Genomic DNA, 17,168 nt, shown 5'->3' with positions numbered 1-17,168 from the left:
ACTTACATTTGTTTAAAACATTAAAAGTCCAATTTAAAAATTGGACTTTTAATGTTTTCCTCTTACTTATATCTAGCTCTAAGATATGTGATGCAAATTATTAAAATCTACTGATCAGATATCCGCTAAATCCGCTTTCTGTCTGTAAACTCCAGGAATTATCAGTACTTGAAGTTACATTGACATGTACTTTTTCTCCTGCGGATAATCTTAATACCCCACTTACACTTAAGGTATGGAAATCTGTAGTTGCATCTCCTTGTGAAATAGCATGTAATCCGTTATCTAAAGCTAATGCTCCTTCTACTCCAACTAATAATCTAAAGAACCCTGAATTAACTCCATCAAAACGCACCTGTGCAGAGAAGAAATAAAATCCGTTCACGGGTGCTGTAAATCCTCCTGTAGTTTCATTAAAATGATTACCATTATCATGTAAATTAGTTACTGTAGCATCACTTGTTCTCCATGTAGGAACTTTAAAGAAATTACCCGCTCCAAATAGCACTAATGTTCCACTCAGATCGGCACAAAAACTAGGCAAACCTGTGATTGTTAAAGCTGGAGTTTCTACAGTAGCTGCAGATACATTAGAAGCCCATTGTGAGCCACCAGAACCGTCACTGATTAATACTTGTCCACTAGTTCCTCCTGCAGGTAATTCGATTTCATTGGTAGGATCATTATCCGCATCGTTTACAGCGTCATTAACCCAGGTATATCCTCCACTTCCATTAGTTTGTAAAATTTGTCCATTGGTACCTCCTGCTGGTAATTCAATTTCATTTGTAGGATCGGCATCAGCATCATTTGCAGTTACTGCTGTCCAGGAAACATTACCAGAACCATCCGTAGTCATCACTTGATTTGCAGATCCATCTTGTGCTGGCAATGTATAGGCTGCTCCTACTCCTGCATTGTCTCCATCAATGGTCAATGATCCGTTTAGTTGTGTATTACCATTTTTACGCATTACTAAGGCATTCGTTCTATTACTATCATCCACTCCGTTTCCGATAACAAATAATGGATCTGTAGCTATATACGCTCCATCACTTCCGTTTACAAACTCACTAAATAATCCTATCGTATGTTGTCCATACGTAGTAGATTGAGTTCCGCGACCTATTCCTACTGCATAAAATCCAGAAACACTATTGTTAGCTCCCAATGCAACTGTTGATGGACGAGAGGCTAAATTTTGAGATCCCGCAGCGAATGCATTTTCTCCTCCTGCATTATTATAACTACCAAAGGATGTTGCAGCTGTACCTTGTACAAGGTTCCCTCGTCCCATTGCCACAGAAAAAGATCCTGTGTTTAATGTATTCCAGTCACCTGTAAACCCATCTGAAGCTAATGCACTACCTGCTCTAAAAGCTCCTTTACTTTTATCAAAATACATTCTAACATCATCGCTTGCGTTATTTTCTATATCATCTAACTGCGTACTTCCAAATACAAAATCATCGGTAGCAATAGTTCCTGGAGCATTGCTGGTTACATTACCTACTGTAGAAAATGATACATTGGGTGTTGTCGGTTGATTGATCCAGGAAACATTTCCTGCTCCATCTGTACTCATCACTTGGTTAGCAGTACCATCTTGCGCTGGAAATGTATAAGAAGTTCCAGCTCCTGTATTATCGCCGTCAATGGTCAGTTCACCATTTAAGGTAGTTTTTCCGTTATGCAACATAACCAAAGCGTTCGAAGTATTCATTGCATCCGTTCCGTTTCCTAAAATTAACAATGGTTGATTTGGATTCGGGACTCCAGGGCTTCCGACTATTTCGGTGTTAAAATACCCTAGGGCAATTGCATCTTTATTATTGGTCGTTAATCCTCTTCCTATAGCAATATTACCATTTCCACCAGCGTTATTGTTAGCACCTATTGCTCCAGCAAAAATCCCAGATGCTGTATTACCATCACCAATGGCAAATGCCGATAAACCATTTCCATTAATCGTATTCGATAATCCTAAGGCAACAGAACTGGAGGAACCAAATTCAATACTATTATTACTTCCCAATACTACAGAACTACCTGCTTTGGCAGCATTATCTACTCCCAGGGCAACAGATCCGTACCCAATATTTACATCATTCCATAAATCACCAGCAATTGGGGTACCTTCTTCGAAATCATTCACAATACCTGCTCTAAATGCTGCTTTATCTTTATCAAAAAACATACGGGCATTATCATCTGTATTATTAGTAATATTATCTAATTGTGTGCTACCAAATACAAAATCATCTGTTGCTATGGTTCCATTGCTATTACTTGTAATATTTGATGCTGTAGAAAAAGTACCTGAAGGTGCTGTCCAGGATACATTTCCAGAACCATCTGTTGTCATTACCTGATTCGTGGTTCCATCTTGAGCGGGTAATGTATAAGCCGTTCCTGCTCCTGTATTATCGCCATCAATAGTTAATTGACCATTTAGAGTGGTATTTCCATTCTTAAGGATCGTTAACGCATCACTTCTATTTGTATCAGTACCATTACCAATTACAAAAAGTCTATCTGTAGGTATCAATAAACCAGCATTTCCAGAAACAATGGTATTATAGGAACCTAATGCCACTTGTGAGCGAGACTCAACTGCTAGGTTTTCTCCAGAAGCCAAAGCACTTCTTCCTGAAACCGTATTGGTCCAACCAAAAGCTGTCGACTCAGAACCAGAAACATTATTATGAGCACCAGCTGCAAAACTTTGAAAAGTACTTGCTACATTATCAATTCCGAATGCAGTAGAATTAATACCCACGCTAGCATCATCCCACTTGTTATTCGCATCAATACCAGCTCTAAACGCTCCTTTGCTTTTATCAAAGAACATTCTTCTGTTATCATCTGTAGTATTGGTGTCATCTGCTAACTGTGTACTTCCAAACACAAAATCATCGGTAGCGATATCTCCAGAAGCATTACTAGTTACATTATTAGTTGTGTTAAATGTTTTATCACCAGAATTGGCTGCATATAACGCATATGGTACTTGTTGTAATTTGGTAGTTCCTATACTGGTATAGGTAGTTCCACCGGTAATATCTACGGCAATACCAATCCATTGATTTTGCTGACTCCAGTTAATCGTACTGAAAGTATCCGTAGTCGCTCCGGTTCCAATAGCCAATGATATGATTCCCTGAGCTGTTGAGGTAACCGTATGTGTTTCGGTATATACGAGATTATCGGGTGCTACACCTTCTAAAATTTGTACTTGTACGCCAATCGATTGATTCAAAATCGGATCACCTGTGACATCTCTTACCACAGCTTGATAATTGAAGGATTGCGAAAATCCAAAAAGGCTAAAGAATAATAAGATTAATATCGGGGTATTTTTTTTCATGTTTAAAATTTTTTATTCGAAATTTTATTCTCCGTCATAAGGATTACAGTTAAGTATGTATATACCCTATTTATTTTTTTGTGAGTTGAGAAGTTTTATTTTAATATCTATTTGCCTTATACCAGCGTTTTGATGAAATAACCATAAACAGAACCAAATTATTTTTAGTCTGAATTAAAAAAGAAATGATTTCAGCAGGTAATTTCATTTGATAAATGGCAGTACCTACTAGCGTTTAATCATTATTTTTTTGGATACAGATCCTTTAGGAGGAAAATATCCCTTTAACCAGTATATTCCTGCAGATAAATGGTCAACTTTTATATATTCTTGTAACTGTTGCTGATTAAATTGGTGAATTTTCTTTCCTGTCATATCATAAATTTCCAAACCTTTAAGATTTTCAACGTTTAAAATTCTTATATAATCTGAAGCAGGATTAGGAAATACTTCCAAAATCGGATCAGGATTATTTACAATTACGGTTCTAATAACCTCTTCTGCCATATTTCCGTTGCTATCCATTGCATTGTATGAAATATAATAAGTACCGGTAGCATCCATAAAATCAGAACTATCAATAACTACTTCAGATCCATCATTTGTAGTGGCTCCTAACTCCATATAACCGGAACCTTTGGTAATTATTTGAGGATCATCTCCTAATAAAGTAATTACGGGAGGTATATTATCTTCTACTGTGATCAAAGCGTCACAACTACTCATATTACCTGAAGAATCAGTTGCTGTAAGTGTAATTGTATGGACTCCTACATCAGCTAACGAAAACTGTGTTTTGTTGAGTGTTAAAACAACTCCGCAGGCGTCATTAGAACCATTGTCAATATCCGCAGGAGTGATGTTAGCATTTCCAGTAGCATCTAATTGAATCGTTATGTCCTGGCATACCACTACAGGTTGTATTCTATCTTCCACAGTTACAATAGCAGTATTCGTATTCGAGTTTCCATTCACATCAGTTACCGTTAAAGTCACTGTATTGGTTCCAACATTCGTACAATTAAAATTGGTAGCATCTAAACTCATCGATTGGATGCCACAATTATCTGAGGAACCATTATCAATCTGTGCTGGTGTGATACTTACATTTCCTGAAGCATCTAACTGTAGAGTAATGTTTTGAGTGATTACACTTGGTGTAATAGTATCTTCTACTATTACGATAGCAGTATTAGTATCTGAATTACCATTCACATCAGTTACCGTTAAAGTCACCGTATTTGTTCCTACATTCGTACAATCAAAATTGGTAACATCCAAACTCATCGATTGGATTCCACAATTATCTGAGGAACCATTATCAATCTGTGCTGGTGTGATACTTACATTTCCTGAAGCATCCAACTGTACAGTGATATTTTGAATGATTACACTTGGTGTAATAGTATCTTCCACAGTTACTATAGCCGTATTGGTATCCGAATTACCATTCACATCAGTTACCGTTAAGGTCACTGTGTTTGTTCCAACATTACTACAATCAAATGAAGTAGTATCTAAACTCATCGATTGAATGCTACAGTTATCTGATGAACCATTATCAATCTGAGCTGGAGTTATACTTACATTTCCTGAAGCATCCAATTGTACCGTGATATCTTGAGTAATTACACTTGGCGCAATAGTATCTTCTACTGTTACGATAGCAGTATTGATATCCGAGTTCCCATTGACATCGGTTACCGTTAAGGTTATCGTGTTTGTTCCGACATTCGCACAATCAAATGAAGTTACATCCAAACTCATGGATTGAATCCCACAAGCATCAGAAGATCCATTATCGATCTGAGCTGGAGTTATACTTACATTTCCTGAAGCATCTAACTGCACTGTGGCATCTTGAGTAATTATACTTGGTGTAAAGGTATCTTGCACAGTTACAATAGCAGTATTGGTAGCTGAGTTTCCATTCACATCCGTTACGGTTAAGGTAACCATGTTTGTTCCAACATTGGTACAGTCAAATGAAATACTATCTAAGCTCATGGATTGAATTCCGCAATTATCAGAAGAACCATTATCAATCTGAGCCGGAGTGATGCTTGCATTTCCTGATGCGTATAATTGTACAGTGATATCTTGTGTAACTACACTTGGTGTAACGGTATCTACCACAGTTACTATAGCCGTATTGGTATCCGAATTTCCGTTCACATCAGTTACGGTTAATGCTACCGTATTTGTTCCTACATTCGTACAGTCAAAATTGGTAACATCCAAACTCATGGATTGGATTCCACAATTATCTGAAGAACCATTATCAATCTGAGCTGGTTTGACATTCACACTTCCTGAAGCATCTAATTGTACAGTGATGTCTTGTGTGACTATACTAGGTAAAACGGTATCTTCCACAGTTACGATAGCCGTATTGGTATCCGAGTTTCCATTCACATCAGTTACGGTTAAAGTCACCGTATTTGTTCCAACATTCGTACAGTCAAATGAAGTAGTATCTAAACTCATCGATTGGATTCCACAAGCATCTGAAGAACCATTATCAATCTGAGCTGGAGTTATACTTACATTTCCTGATGCGTCTAATTGTACAGTGATATCTTGTGTAACTACACTTGGTAAAACGGTATCTTCCACAGTTACTATAGCCGTATTGGTATCAGAATTTCCATTGACATCAGTTACTGTTAAGGTCACTGTATTTGTTCCAATATTTGTACAATCAAAAGAGGTTATATCTAAACTCATCGATTGAATGCCACAGTTATCAGAAGAACCATTATCAATTTGTACAGGTACGATAGTTGCATTTCCTGAAGCATCTAATTGTAGAGTGATATCTTGAGTGATTACAATTGGTACAACGCTATCTTCTAATGTTACGATAGCGGTATTAGTATTAGAATTACTATTGACATCAGTTACGGTTAATGTCACTGTGTTTGTTCCAACATTGGTACAATCAAATGAGGTAATATCTAAACTCATCGATTGAATTCCACAGTTATCAGAAGAACCATTATCAATTTGTGCAGGTATGATACTTGCATTTCCTGAAGCATCTAATTGTACGGTGATATCTTGAGTGATTACACTTGGTGCAACGGTATCTTCAACAGTTACTATAGCGGTATTGGTATCCGAATTTCCATTAACATCAGTTACGGTTAAGGCCACTGTATTTGCTCCAACATTCGTACAATCAAATGAGGTAGTATCCAAACTCATCGATTGAATTCCACAGTTATCAGAAGAACCATTATCAATCTGATCAGGTGTGATACTTACATTTCCTGAAGCATCCAACTGTACAATGATATCTTGTGTAACTACACTTGGTAAAACAGTATCTTCAACAGTTACTATAGCAGTATTGGTATCTGAGTTTCCATTCACATCGGTTACGGTTAAGGTCACCATGTTTGTTCCAACATTCGTACAATCAAATGATGTGATATTTAAACTCATCGATTGAATTCCACAGTTATCAGAAGAACCATTATCAATTTGTATTGGAGTGATACTTCCATTTCCTGAAGCATCTAATTGTACGGTGATATCTTGTGTAACTACACTAGGTAAAACGGTATCTTCAACAGTTACTATAGCGGTATTGGTATCTGAATTACCGTTCACATCAGTTACTGTTAAGGTCACTGTATTTGTTCCAATGTTCATACAATCGAATGATGTTACATCTAAACTCATCGATTGAATGCCACAATTATCTGAGGAATCATTATGAATCTGAGCTGGTGTGATACTTACATTTCCTGAAGCATCCAACTGTACAGTGATATTTTGAGTAATTACACTTGGTGTAACGGTATCTTCTACAGTTACAATAGCAGTATTAGTATCTGAGTTTCCATTCACATCAGTTACCGTTAAGGTCACTGTGTTTGTTCTAACATTCGTACAGTCAAATGAGGTAATATCTAAGCTCATCGATTGGATTCCGCAATTATCAGAAGAACCATTATCAATTTGTGCAGGAGTGATACTTGCACTTCCTGATGCATCCAATTGTACGATGATATCTTGAGTAATTATAATTGGTGTTACGATATCTTCCACAGTTACTATAGCAGTACTGGTATCCGAGTTTCCATTGACATCGGTTACCGTTAAGGTCACTGTATTTGCTCCAATATTGGTACAATTAAATGAGGTAGTATCTAAACTAACCGATTGAATACCACAAGCATCTGAGGAACCATTATCAATCTGAGCTGGAGTGATACTTGCACTTCCTGAAGCATCCAATTGTACGGTGATAGCTTGGGTGATTACACTTGGTACAATCTTATCTTCCACAGTTACTATAGCCGTATTGGTATCTGAATTTCCATTGACATCAGTTACGGTTAATGTTACCGTATTCGCTCCAACATTCGTACAATCAAATGAGGTTACATCTAAACTCATAGATTGAATTCCGCAATTATCTGAAGAACCATTATCAATCTGAGCAGGAGTTATACTTACATTTCCTGAAGCATCTAACTGTACGATGATATCTTGTGTTACTATTGTTGGGTTAGTAGTATCTACTATACTAAAGCTCCCTTCTGAAGAAAAAGCTGATCCGGCAAAATTATGATCTATAGCTTGTACTTTAAAGGTATAATTATCGGTACATGCTGCGGAAAAAATATATTTATAGCTGGCATTACCCTGGGAGTTACCAATAGCAGGTAGTTTACGCCATCCATCATTTTCCTGCGCCATAGGACTAACTTTGTATCCTGAGCTTGTCGAAGCGTCTTTTATATATACATTATAGCTTAAACCACTACTTGGAGTTTCTGCATCGGTACTGGCTGTCCAGCTTAAAGTTATGGCATCTCCATTGACCACGGCTGTTGGATTCGTTGGGGCTGTAGGTGGTGTATTCACAATTGCAATATTGTTAGTGAATATTTTAGAAATGAAAGAATTGTTTGTAACCCCTGCCAATGCGATGTCTAAATCGCCATCATTATCATAATCACCCCAAACAGCATCACTAACTACTAATCCAGGTAAATCGTCTGTAATAAGTTGTGTAAAAACACCTGCGGTATTCGTATATATTCTAGTTGTAGCGCCACTTCCAGAACCCGTTAATAATATATCTAAATCCCCATCATTATCGTAATCACCCCAAGCTACCGAACCTTCTTGTACGCCTAATAAATTGGCTGTTGCAAGTTCGGTGAAACTTCCGGCTGTATTGGTGTATACTTTTGTTACTCTAGCACTTCCTGTGTATCCAGACAACAAAACATCTAAATCGCCATCATTATCATAATCACCCCAAGCTGTTGAACTATACGAGACACCGGTTAAATTAGCAGAGGTCAATTCTGTAAAAGTTCCCCCATCATTGGTATAGATTTTCGATATATCTAAACTTCCAGTGTATCCTGTTAGTAATACATCTAAATCGCCATCATTATCATAATCGCCCCAATCTACAGAACCGCTACTTAATCTTGGGAAACTAGCACTAGCGAGCTCTGTAAACGTTCCTGCATCATTGGTATATATTTTAGAAATACCTCCCGTTAAGAATATATCCAAATCACCATCATTATCATAATCGCCCCAAGCAACATCTCCAAAAGCGATTCCTGGCAAATTAGCGGTTGTTAACTCTGTAAATGAACCTCCAGTATTGGTATAGATTTTTGATATAAGAGTATTCCCAATTTCCAAACCTGTTATAAGTAGATCTAAATCCCCATCGTTATCATAATCACCCCATTCCACAGCTCCAGATTGTACTCCTATCAAATTTGCAGAAGCTAATGCAGTAAATGTTCCTGCATCATTGGTATAAATTGTTGAAATGGGATCAGTTGCTGTAGTTATAGATTTTTTACCGATTACTAATAAGTCTAAATCGCCATCATTATCATAATCACCCCAGGCAACAGCACTTTGAAAAACATTAGTTAAATTGGCAGTATCCAATTCTATAAAGTTTCTTAAATCTACAATACTAAAAGTACCTTCTGCAGAAAATTCTGAGCCAGCAAAACTGTGATCAATAGCCTGAATTTTAAACGTAAAATCTTTGTTCGTATTAAGATATTCTTCAGGTAATTTCCATACATATGAAGTGTTTTGTCCCGTATTACCTATAGCTGGTAATTTACGCTAACCATCATTTTCTTGTGCCATTGGACTAATTACGTATGCTGAGCTTGTCGAAGCATCTTTTATATATACATTGTAACTTAATCCATTACTAGGCGTTTCTGCATCTGTACTGGCTGTCCAGCTTAGGGTTACTTCATTTTCACTTACTACAGCTGTAGGATTCGTAGGTGCTGTAGGCGGCGTATTAGGCGTAAACGAATTATTGGTGTATATTTTCGAAAAGTTTACTCCAATAGACTCTTGTCCAGATACTAAAATATCTAAATCGCCATCATTATCATAATCACCCCAAGTAGCATTACCATTAAATCCACCAGTTAAACTTGCAGAAACTAATTCGGAAAAAACACCTGAAGTATTGGTATATATCTTAGTAATAGAAGCACCACTATTTAATCCAAAGAGTAATACATCTAAATCGCCATCATTATCATAATCGCCCCAAGCAACTGAGCTGTATTGAAGTCTTGGTAAATTCGCAGTAACCAATTCTGTAAAAGTACCTGCATTGTTGTTATATATTTTTGAAACGGTAGTACTTCCAGTATACCCCGTCAATAAAATATCTAAATCGCCATCGTCATCATAATCGCCCCAAGCTGCATGACTATAAGATACCCCTGTTAAATTTGCAGAAGTAAGTTCTGTAAAAACTCCATTAGTATTCGTATATATTTTTGATATATCTGCACTCCCAGTATACCCTGTTAAAAGAATATCTAAATCACCATCATTATCATAATCGCCCCAAGTGGCAAAGCTATCACTAACTCCTATTAAATTTGCGGTAGCAAGTTCTGAAAAGACTCCATTATCATTTGTATAAATTTCTGATTTAGATGCTCTTGTTATTAAAACATCTAAATCGCCATCATTATCATAATCGCCCCAGACTACTGAACCACCAACAAAGTTTGGTAAATTGGTACCAGTATCTTCGGTAAAAACCCCATTAGTGTTGGTATATATTTTTGTAACTCCTGAAAACCCCCCTATAGAACCCGTTATTAACACATCCAAATCCCCATCATTATCATAATCGCCCCAGGCTCCCTTACTGTAATTCAAACCTTGTAAATTAGCCGAAGTAAGCTCTGTAAAAATCCCGTTATTATTGGTATATATTTTAGAGTATGCATTAAGTGTTACTGGTGAATCCTGCCCTATTAAAAGTACATCCAAATCTCCGTCATTGTCATAATCTCCCCAGGCTGCTGAACTATTAAGCAAATCCATTAAGTTTGCAGTACTAAGTTCAGTAAAAGGTCTTAAGTCAACAGTAAAAGTACTCTCGGTAGAAAATGCGGAACCCGCAAAACTATGATCAATAGCTTGTACTTTAAAAGTAAAGTTAGTATTTGCACCATGATATTGCTGCGGTAGTTTCCACGTATATGAAGTGTTTTGTTGTGCATTCCCCAAGGCAGGAAGTTTACGCCAACCGTTATTTTCTTGTGCCATTGGACTAACTGCGTATGCTGAGCTTGTAGAAGCATCTTTTATATATACATTATAACTTAATCCACTGCTAGGAGTTTCTGCATCGGTACTGGCTGTCCAACTTAAGGCAACCTCATCATTATTTACTACTGCTGTTGGCGTAGTAGGTGCAGCAGGAGATGTATTGGGGGTACTCGTATTGTTGGTAAATATTTTTGAGCTTACAGGAAATTCTCCCGTTAATAGGATATCTAAATCCCCATCATTATCATAATCACCCCAAGCTGAATCACCAAAGACTGCTTCTGATAAATTCGCTGTAGCAAATTCAGTAAAAATGCCTGCAGTATTGGTATATATTTTTGTTATTCTAGCACTTCCTGTATATCCAGACAACAGAATATCTAAATCGCCGTCATTATCATAATCTCCCCAAAGTGCAGCACCAACACTAACATTAGCCAAATTGGTTGTAGGGAGTTCTGTAAAAATCCCTGCTGTATTCGTATATATTTTGGTACGTGGCGTACTCCCTCCTTCAAGACCTGTTAACAATATATCTAAATCACCATCATTGTCATAATCCCCCCAAGCCGCATCCCCAGAAGCTAGTTGCGCTAAATTTGCTGTGGCAAGCTCTGTGAAAGTTCCTGCATCATTGGTATATATTTTTGAAATTTCACCACTTACTTCATTCCCAGCTAGTAATATATCTAAATCACCATCGTTATCATAATCGCCCCAGGCAACAGCACTATTAGTTACAGCTGTTAAGTTTGCTGTAACAAGCTCTGTGAAAGTCCCTGCGGTATTAGTATATATTTTTGAAACTGTAGCACTTCCTGTAAACCCTGTTAGTAAGATATCTAAATCACCATCATTATCATAATCGCCCCAGGCTGCGTCACCGTAGCCTACATCCGTTAAATTTGCTGTGGCAAGTTCTGTAAAAGTCCCTCCCGTATTGGTATATATTTTTGAAACTACAGCACTTCCTGTATCTCCTGTTAGTAAGATATCTAAATCACCATCGTTATCATAGTCACCCCAGGCTACAGCACTGTTGTTTACGTCTGTTAAGTTTGCCGCAGCTAGCTCACTAAATGTTCCTGCAGTATTCGTATATATTTTTGACACTCTAGCACTTCCCGTATGTCCTGTTAAGAGGATATCCAAATCGCCATCATTATCATAATCTCCCCAAGCTACAGCACTTTGAGTTACGTCTGTTAAGTTCGCGGTGGCTAGTTCGGTAAATGTCTGTGAGTTGATTAAATAACTAATTAACAAGCATAGGCATAGTAGTAGTTTTTTCATAGTAAAAGGGGCATTATTTTGGGATTCTTTTTTATCTATTCATAGGTAATACAGCCAAGTATCTATTTACCCTATTTTTATTTTTACTTTTTTACATCCTTTAATTTTTACGGATTTATTTGGGTGCTTTGAAGAAGAAAAGAAGTAGATAATAAATAAATTTTCATGGGGTTTGAGGTTTTTAGATTTAGGTGGTTCAAAAATAAACCTTAACGCAATTAACATATAGAGAATCGACCCCTACAAACACCCCTACAAAATTATTTTTTCTCACTAATATGCATTTAATAATAAGCGTCTTACATATTAATCAACCTTAGATAAAAATTTATAAATTATCTAGACCAATATTCATTGTTGAACAACAATTTAATTACTTTAACTAGAATTTTCCACAATGGTTTTGTCATTTCTAGAAGCTTTGGTATTTACGATAAACGACACTTTCAAAACTCGAGATATGCATAGATTGATAACTGATTTATTAAATTAGAATTTAATCCAATACAAACTTAAATCCAGTACTGATACTATTAGCTTGTAATCCATCGCTTCGATCATATCGATTGTATCTTACTTCTAAATTTTTAAGACCGAATGTAAACAGTTTAAATTTTGTAAAAATATAGGTGTATCTTATGTTAACATCATAATTTTACTGGAATCACGAAATTTAAAAAAAGGATTTGTTGAAGGTGTTTCGATTTTTAAAACACCTTCAACAAACCCAATAAAACCAAACTAGTTATTAGAGCTTACTCATTAATTCTTAGTAATTCGTTTAATTGCTTCTTTGTTTCCAGAAGTAATTTTTACAAAGTAAATACCGCCAGCAAGATGAGACGTATTCATTTGATATCGGCTAACAGCATCTTGCTCTATACGTTTAATAATACGTCCACTCATGTCCATCACTTCGATGGTATCCATAAGATTTTCTGAGGATTCAATATAAAGGATACTACTAGTTGGATTAGGATATACAATAACAGCTTTAGAAAATAAATTGTCTTCTATAGTTAGTAATGGTATCACGTTTACAGTTCTGATCACTTCTATAGCATTGTTTCCTGAGGCATCAGTGGCATTGTACCTAACGCTATAACTTCCTACCGTATTGGTATCGACCGATGAATCATCAATTACAACCATAGATCCGTCATCAGTAGTAGCGCCCCATTCTGTATAGCCAGCGCCTAACTCTATCTCTTGTGGATTTGCACCTATCAAACTAATTACTGGGGCAGTGGTATCTACTACATTTACAGTTCTGATCACTTCTATAGCATTGTTTCCTGAGGCATCAGTGGCATTATACCTAACGCTATAAATTCCTACCGTATTTGTATCCACTAATGAATCATCAATCACTACTGTAGATCCGTCATCGGTAGTAGCTCCTAATTCGGTATAACCAGTACCTAATTCTATCACTTGTGGATTTAATCCGGTTAAGCTAATCACTGGTGCAGTTGTATCTACTACGTTTACAGTCCTAATCACTTCTACGGCATTGTTTCCTGAAACATCAGAAGCATTATACCTAGCACTGTAACTTCCTACCGTATTGGTGTCCACCAATGAATCATCAATCACTACTGTAGATCCATCATCAGTAGTAGCTCCTAATTCGGTATAACCAGTACCTAATTCTATCACTTGCGGATTTGCTCCGTTTAAACTAATCACTGGTGCAGTTGTGTCTACTACGGTTACAGTTCTAATAACTTCTACGGTATTGTTTCCTGAAGCATCAGCGGCATTATACCTAACGCTATAACTCCCTACCGTATTTGTATCCACCAATGAATCATCAATCACTACTGTAGATCCATCATCGGTGGTAGCACCTAATTCTGTATAACCAGCACCTAACTCTATCTCTTGCGGATTTGCTCCTATCAAACTAATTACTGGGGCAGTGGTATCTACTACATTTACAGTTCTGATTACTTCTATAGCATTGTTTCCTGAGGTATCTGTAGCATTATACCTAACGCTATAACTTCCTACAGTATTGGTGTCGACTAATGAGTCATCAATCACAATCATAGATCCATCATCGGTAGTAGCTCCTAATTCTGTATAACCAGCACCTAATTCTATGATTTGTGGATTTACTCCGGTTAAACTAATAACTGGTGCAGTTGTATCTACAACGTTTATTGTTCTAACAACTTCTATAGCGTCATTACAAGACAAATCTTTAGCATTGTAGGTTACACTATAACTTCCTACAGTATTTATATCCACCAATGAAGCATTGATCACTACCATAGATCCATCGTCTGCAGTAGCTCCTAATTCTGAATAGGCAGTTCCCTGAACTATTTCTTGCGGATCATCTCCTGTTAGGGTGATAACTGGGGCTGTAGTATCTGTAGTTGTTACAGTTACTATTGCATTTTGCATAGAAACATTACCATTAAGATCTGTAGCAGTTAGGGTTACAATGTTTGTTCCTAAATTTGTACAATCAAAATCTGTTTGTGAAGCTACCAGCGTATCTACACCACATCCATCTATGATTCCTGCAATTGGTATAAAAGTAACTACATCATTAGTAGTACTCCATTGTGCCGCATTGCGACCTGGTACAATAATCGCTGCTGTACCATTTATATTTTCAAGGCCTTGAGTTTTATCATATCCTAAGTCTGAAATGCTAGTTGCATGGATTTCAATAGTATTGGTGGTTTCAAAAAGTTTTACTTGGGTTGTGGTTCCTTGCATAGCATCATCAATGTGTGCTACATTATCAAAATCCATAATCAAAATACGGTTTGGTGCCGTACCAATAGTTTCATAACGAATGTTTCCTCCAGATTCAGGGTCATAATCTTCCCAATCGAAAGCAATTAAGTTGTTTGGTTCAGTAGTATCTGGAAGTACTTGTCCATCACAACATCCATCATCGCTATTGGCTGTAAAGGTTATAAATCCATTAGATGAAATGTAAAAATCATTATATAAGTTTCCATAAAATGCAAACTCAAAACCAATAGGTAATGCAGTTGAAACCTGATCATCTTCAAGTAGGATTTCCGTACCTGTAGTTGAAATATCTTCTCTATTAAAAGTTCCTGTTTGGTCTACTGTATAATCGGGAGCTAAGGGATTTGAACCTAATAAATCATTAGCTGTTAATGACACTGTTCCTGTAACATCCAAAACTAAGGTCTGATCTCGAGTGATAAAAGCAGGGCCTTCTGTATCTACCACAGTCACATCATAACTACAAGGTACAGTTGCACCCATATTGTCTAAGGTGTCATAGGTAAATGTATTGGTTGTCCCTACTGCTAAAAAGGTACCACTTGGAGGGCCAGAAGTAACATTACTTGCGCAAGGATAGTTATAGGTAATACCACAGGCGTCTGTTTCTGCTTGCAAGGTTAAATTTCCTGGACATGAGGGTATGGTTACCGTAACTGTAGTAGTACAGGTAGTTTCATTACCTCCTTGATCACTTACCGTAAGTGTAACCAAATTATCTCCAATATCTGCACAGGTAAATACAGATTTATCTAAAGTAACATTTCCTAATCCGTTACAGTTATCTATAAAACTCTCTAATAGACTATTTGGATTCAGTGTTACACTTCCTGTTCCATCTAATTCTACCGAGAATGAAGCAACACATTGAATTACTGGTGGTACTGGATCTGTAATAATAAAAGGCATACTGGCATTTGTTACATTTCCATTCACATCTGTAGTAGTAATTGTTACCGAATTAAATCCTATATCATCACAATTAAAATCTGTTCGACTAATGGTCGTACTCATAATACCACAGTCATCTGTAACTGTTGTATTTAATGTTGCTAAGTCTAATATTAGCTCTCCATTGCTATCCAATGCTACAATAAGAAAAGGTGCTGGAGGAGCTGTATTTATTACTGGTGGAGATTCTACAATGGTTACCGTTACATCTATGGTTACATTGTTATTTTGCTCATCTGTAGCCGTAAATTGTATGGTATTATCACCAACATCTGCACAGCTAAAATCTGTTTGACTTAGACTTAAATTGATGTTGGCTTCAGTACTACAATTATCAGTAAGAGTGAACCCAAAGTCTGTTGGACTTATGCTTATATTTCCTGTGTTATCTAAAGTGGCACTTAGTGTTGGCGTTGCTGATGGTGAGAGATCACCACGAACCCAAACACGATGAATCGTGCTTTGTGTATTTATCGCACTATCGTCAACTTCCCAGCGGTTTCCTGTTGCACCTCCTCCACGAATTCCCCAGTGAAATTGTGCACTGCGGAAAAATGGGAACTCTGTTAAGGCATTATCTCCTTGATTTGTAAAATAATTTGCAGTTTGACCAGGGAGATTCGCAGTATGCCCTGAGAGCGCAGTAAAATTAGCAACACTATTAATTCCAATAAAATTGCCAACTCCCGTTTTAAGGTAGTTTAAGGCATTAGTATAAGACGTTTTAAAATTAATAATACGGGTATGACCCGTAGTTTCACCATAAAACCGCATTTCTTCAAAATCAATGGCTGCTGCTAAGTCATTTCCTAAATGTCCCCAATTGGCAGTTCCTGCTTCATTATCACCAACAGTAGAAGAACCTAATAATGGTAAATCTGTGTTACGCACTTGAAGTGCAGAGTTGTCTCCTGCTAAGTGTACATAGTTTAGTACCATTAACCAACCACCGCCATCAGTGTCATTGTCTAGTGCTCCTTGAAAAGTACTACCATTAAAATTAAAATAGTAGGTACCACTAGGCACACCGCCTACTGTAGATAATAGTAAGTTTTTAAATGGATTTGCCATGGTTCCATCTCCTGCGTTTCCAAATACTGGTGCTGTGGTATCTTCTCCTGGGCCGCATTGAGCATACGAACCGTATACGGTAATTAGGATGGTTGCTAAAGAAAATAATAGTTTTTTCATA

At 37.0% G+C, this 17,168-nt stretch carries 4 protein-coding genes; all 4 read right to left on the bottom strand.

Going from position 1 to position 17,168, the window contains the following annotated elements; all coding sequences use genetic code 11:
• Positions 1-100: 100 nt before the first annotated feature.
• Positions 101-3,367, bottom strand: a complete 3,267-nt coding sequence (locus Q0829_RS12735) for a hypothetical protein (RefSeq protein WP_298543380.1) — start codon at positions 3,365-3,367, stop codon at positions 101-103.
• A 228-nt stretch (positions 3,368-3,595) separates the two neighbouring features.
• Positions 3,596-9,304: an FG-GAP-like repeat-containing protein gene (locus Q0829_RS12730; protein WP_298543377.1), complete on the bottom strand. Its 5,709-nt coding sequence runs from the start codon at positions 9,302-9,304 to the stop codon at positions 3,596-3,598.
• 186 nt (positions 9,305-9,490) lie between these two features.
• Positions 9,491-12,250: a VCBS repeat-containing protein gene (locus Q0829_RS12725; protein WP_298543374.1), complete on the bottom strand. Its 2,760-nt coding sequence runs from the start codon at positions 12,248-12,250 to the stop codon at positions 9,491-9,493.
• A 762-nt stretch (positions 12,251-13,012) separates the two neighbouring features.
• A complete protein-coding gene (locus tag Q0829_RS12720) occupies positions 13,013-17,167 on the bottom strand; it encodes an immunoglobulin-like domain-containing protein (RefSeq protein ID WP_298543369.1) in 4,155 nt (1,384 codons plus the stop codon).
• Position 17,168: the final 1 nt, after the last annotated feature.

Source organism: uncultured Aquimarina sp., assembly GCF_947492405.1.
Classification (GTDB): Bacteria; Bacteroidota; Bacteroidia; order Flavobacteriales; family Flavobacteriaceae; genus Aquimarina.
Note: the sequence above shows the minus strand (reverse complement) of the source record. Positions and strands in the feature narration are given on the sequence as shown.

What these genes read in the sequence shown, in the direction of transcription:
- Q0829_RS12725 (WP_298543374.1), bottom strand. Translation starts at nt 12,250, where the DNA reads ATGAAAAAACTACTACTATGCCTATGCTTGTTAATTAGTTATTTAATC.
- Q0829_RS12720 (WP_298543369.1), bottom strand. Translation starts at nt 17,167, where the DNA reads ATGAAAAAACTATTATTTTCTTTAGCAACCATCCTAATTACCGTATAC.
- Q0829_RS12735 (WP_298543380.1), bottom strand. Translation starts at nt 3,367, where the DNA reads ATGAAAAAAAATACCCCGATATTAATCTTATTATTCTTTAGCCTTTTT.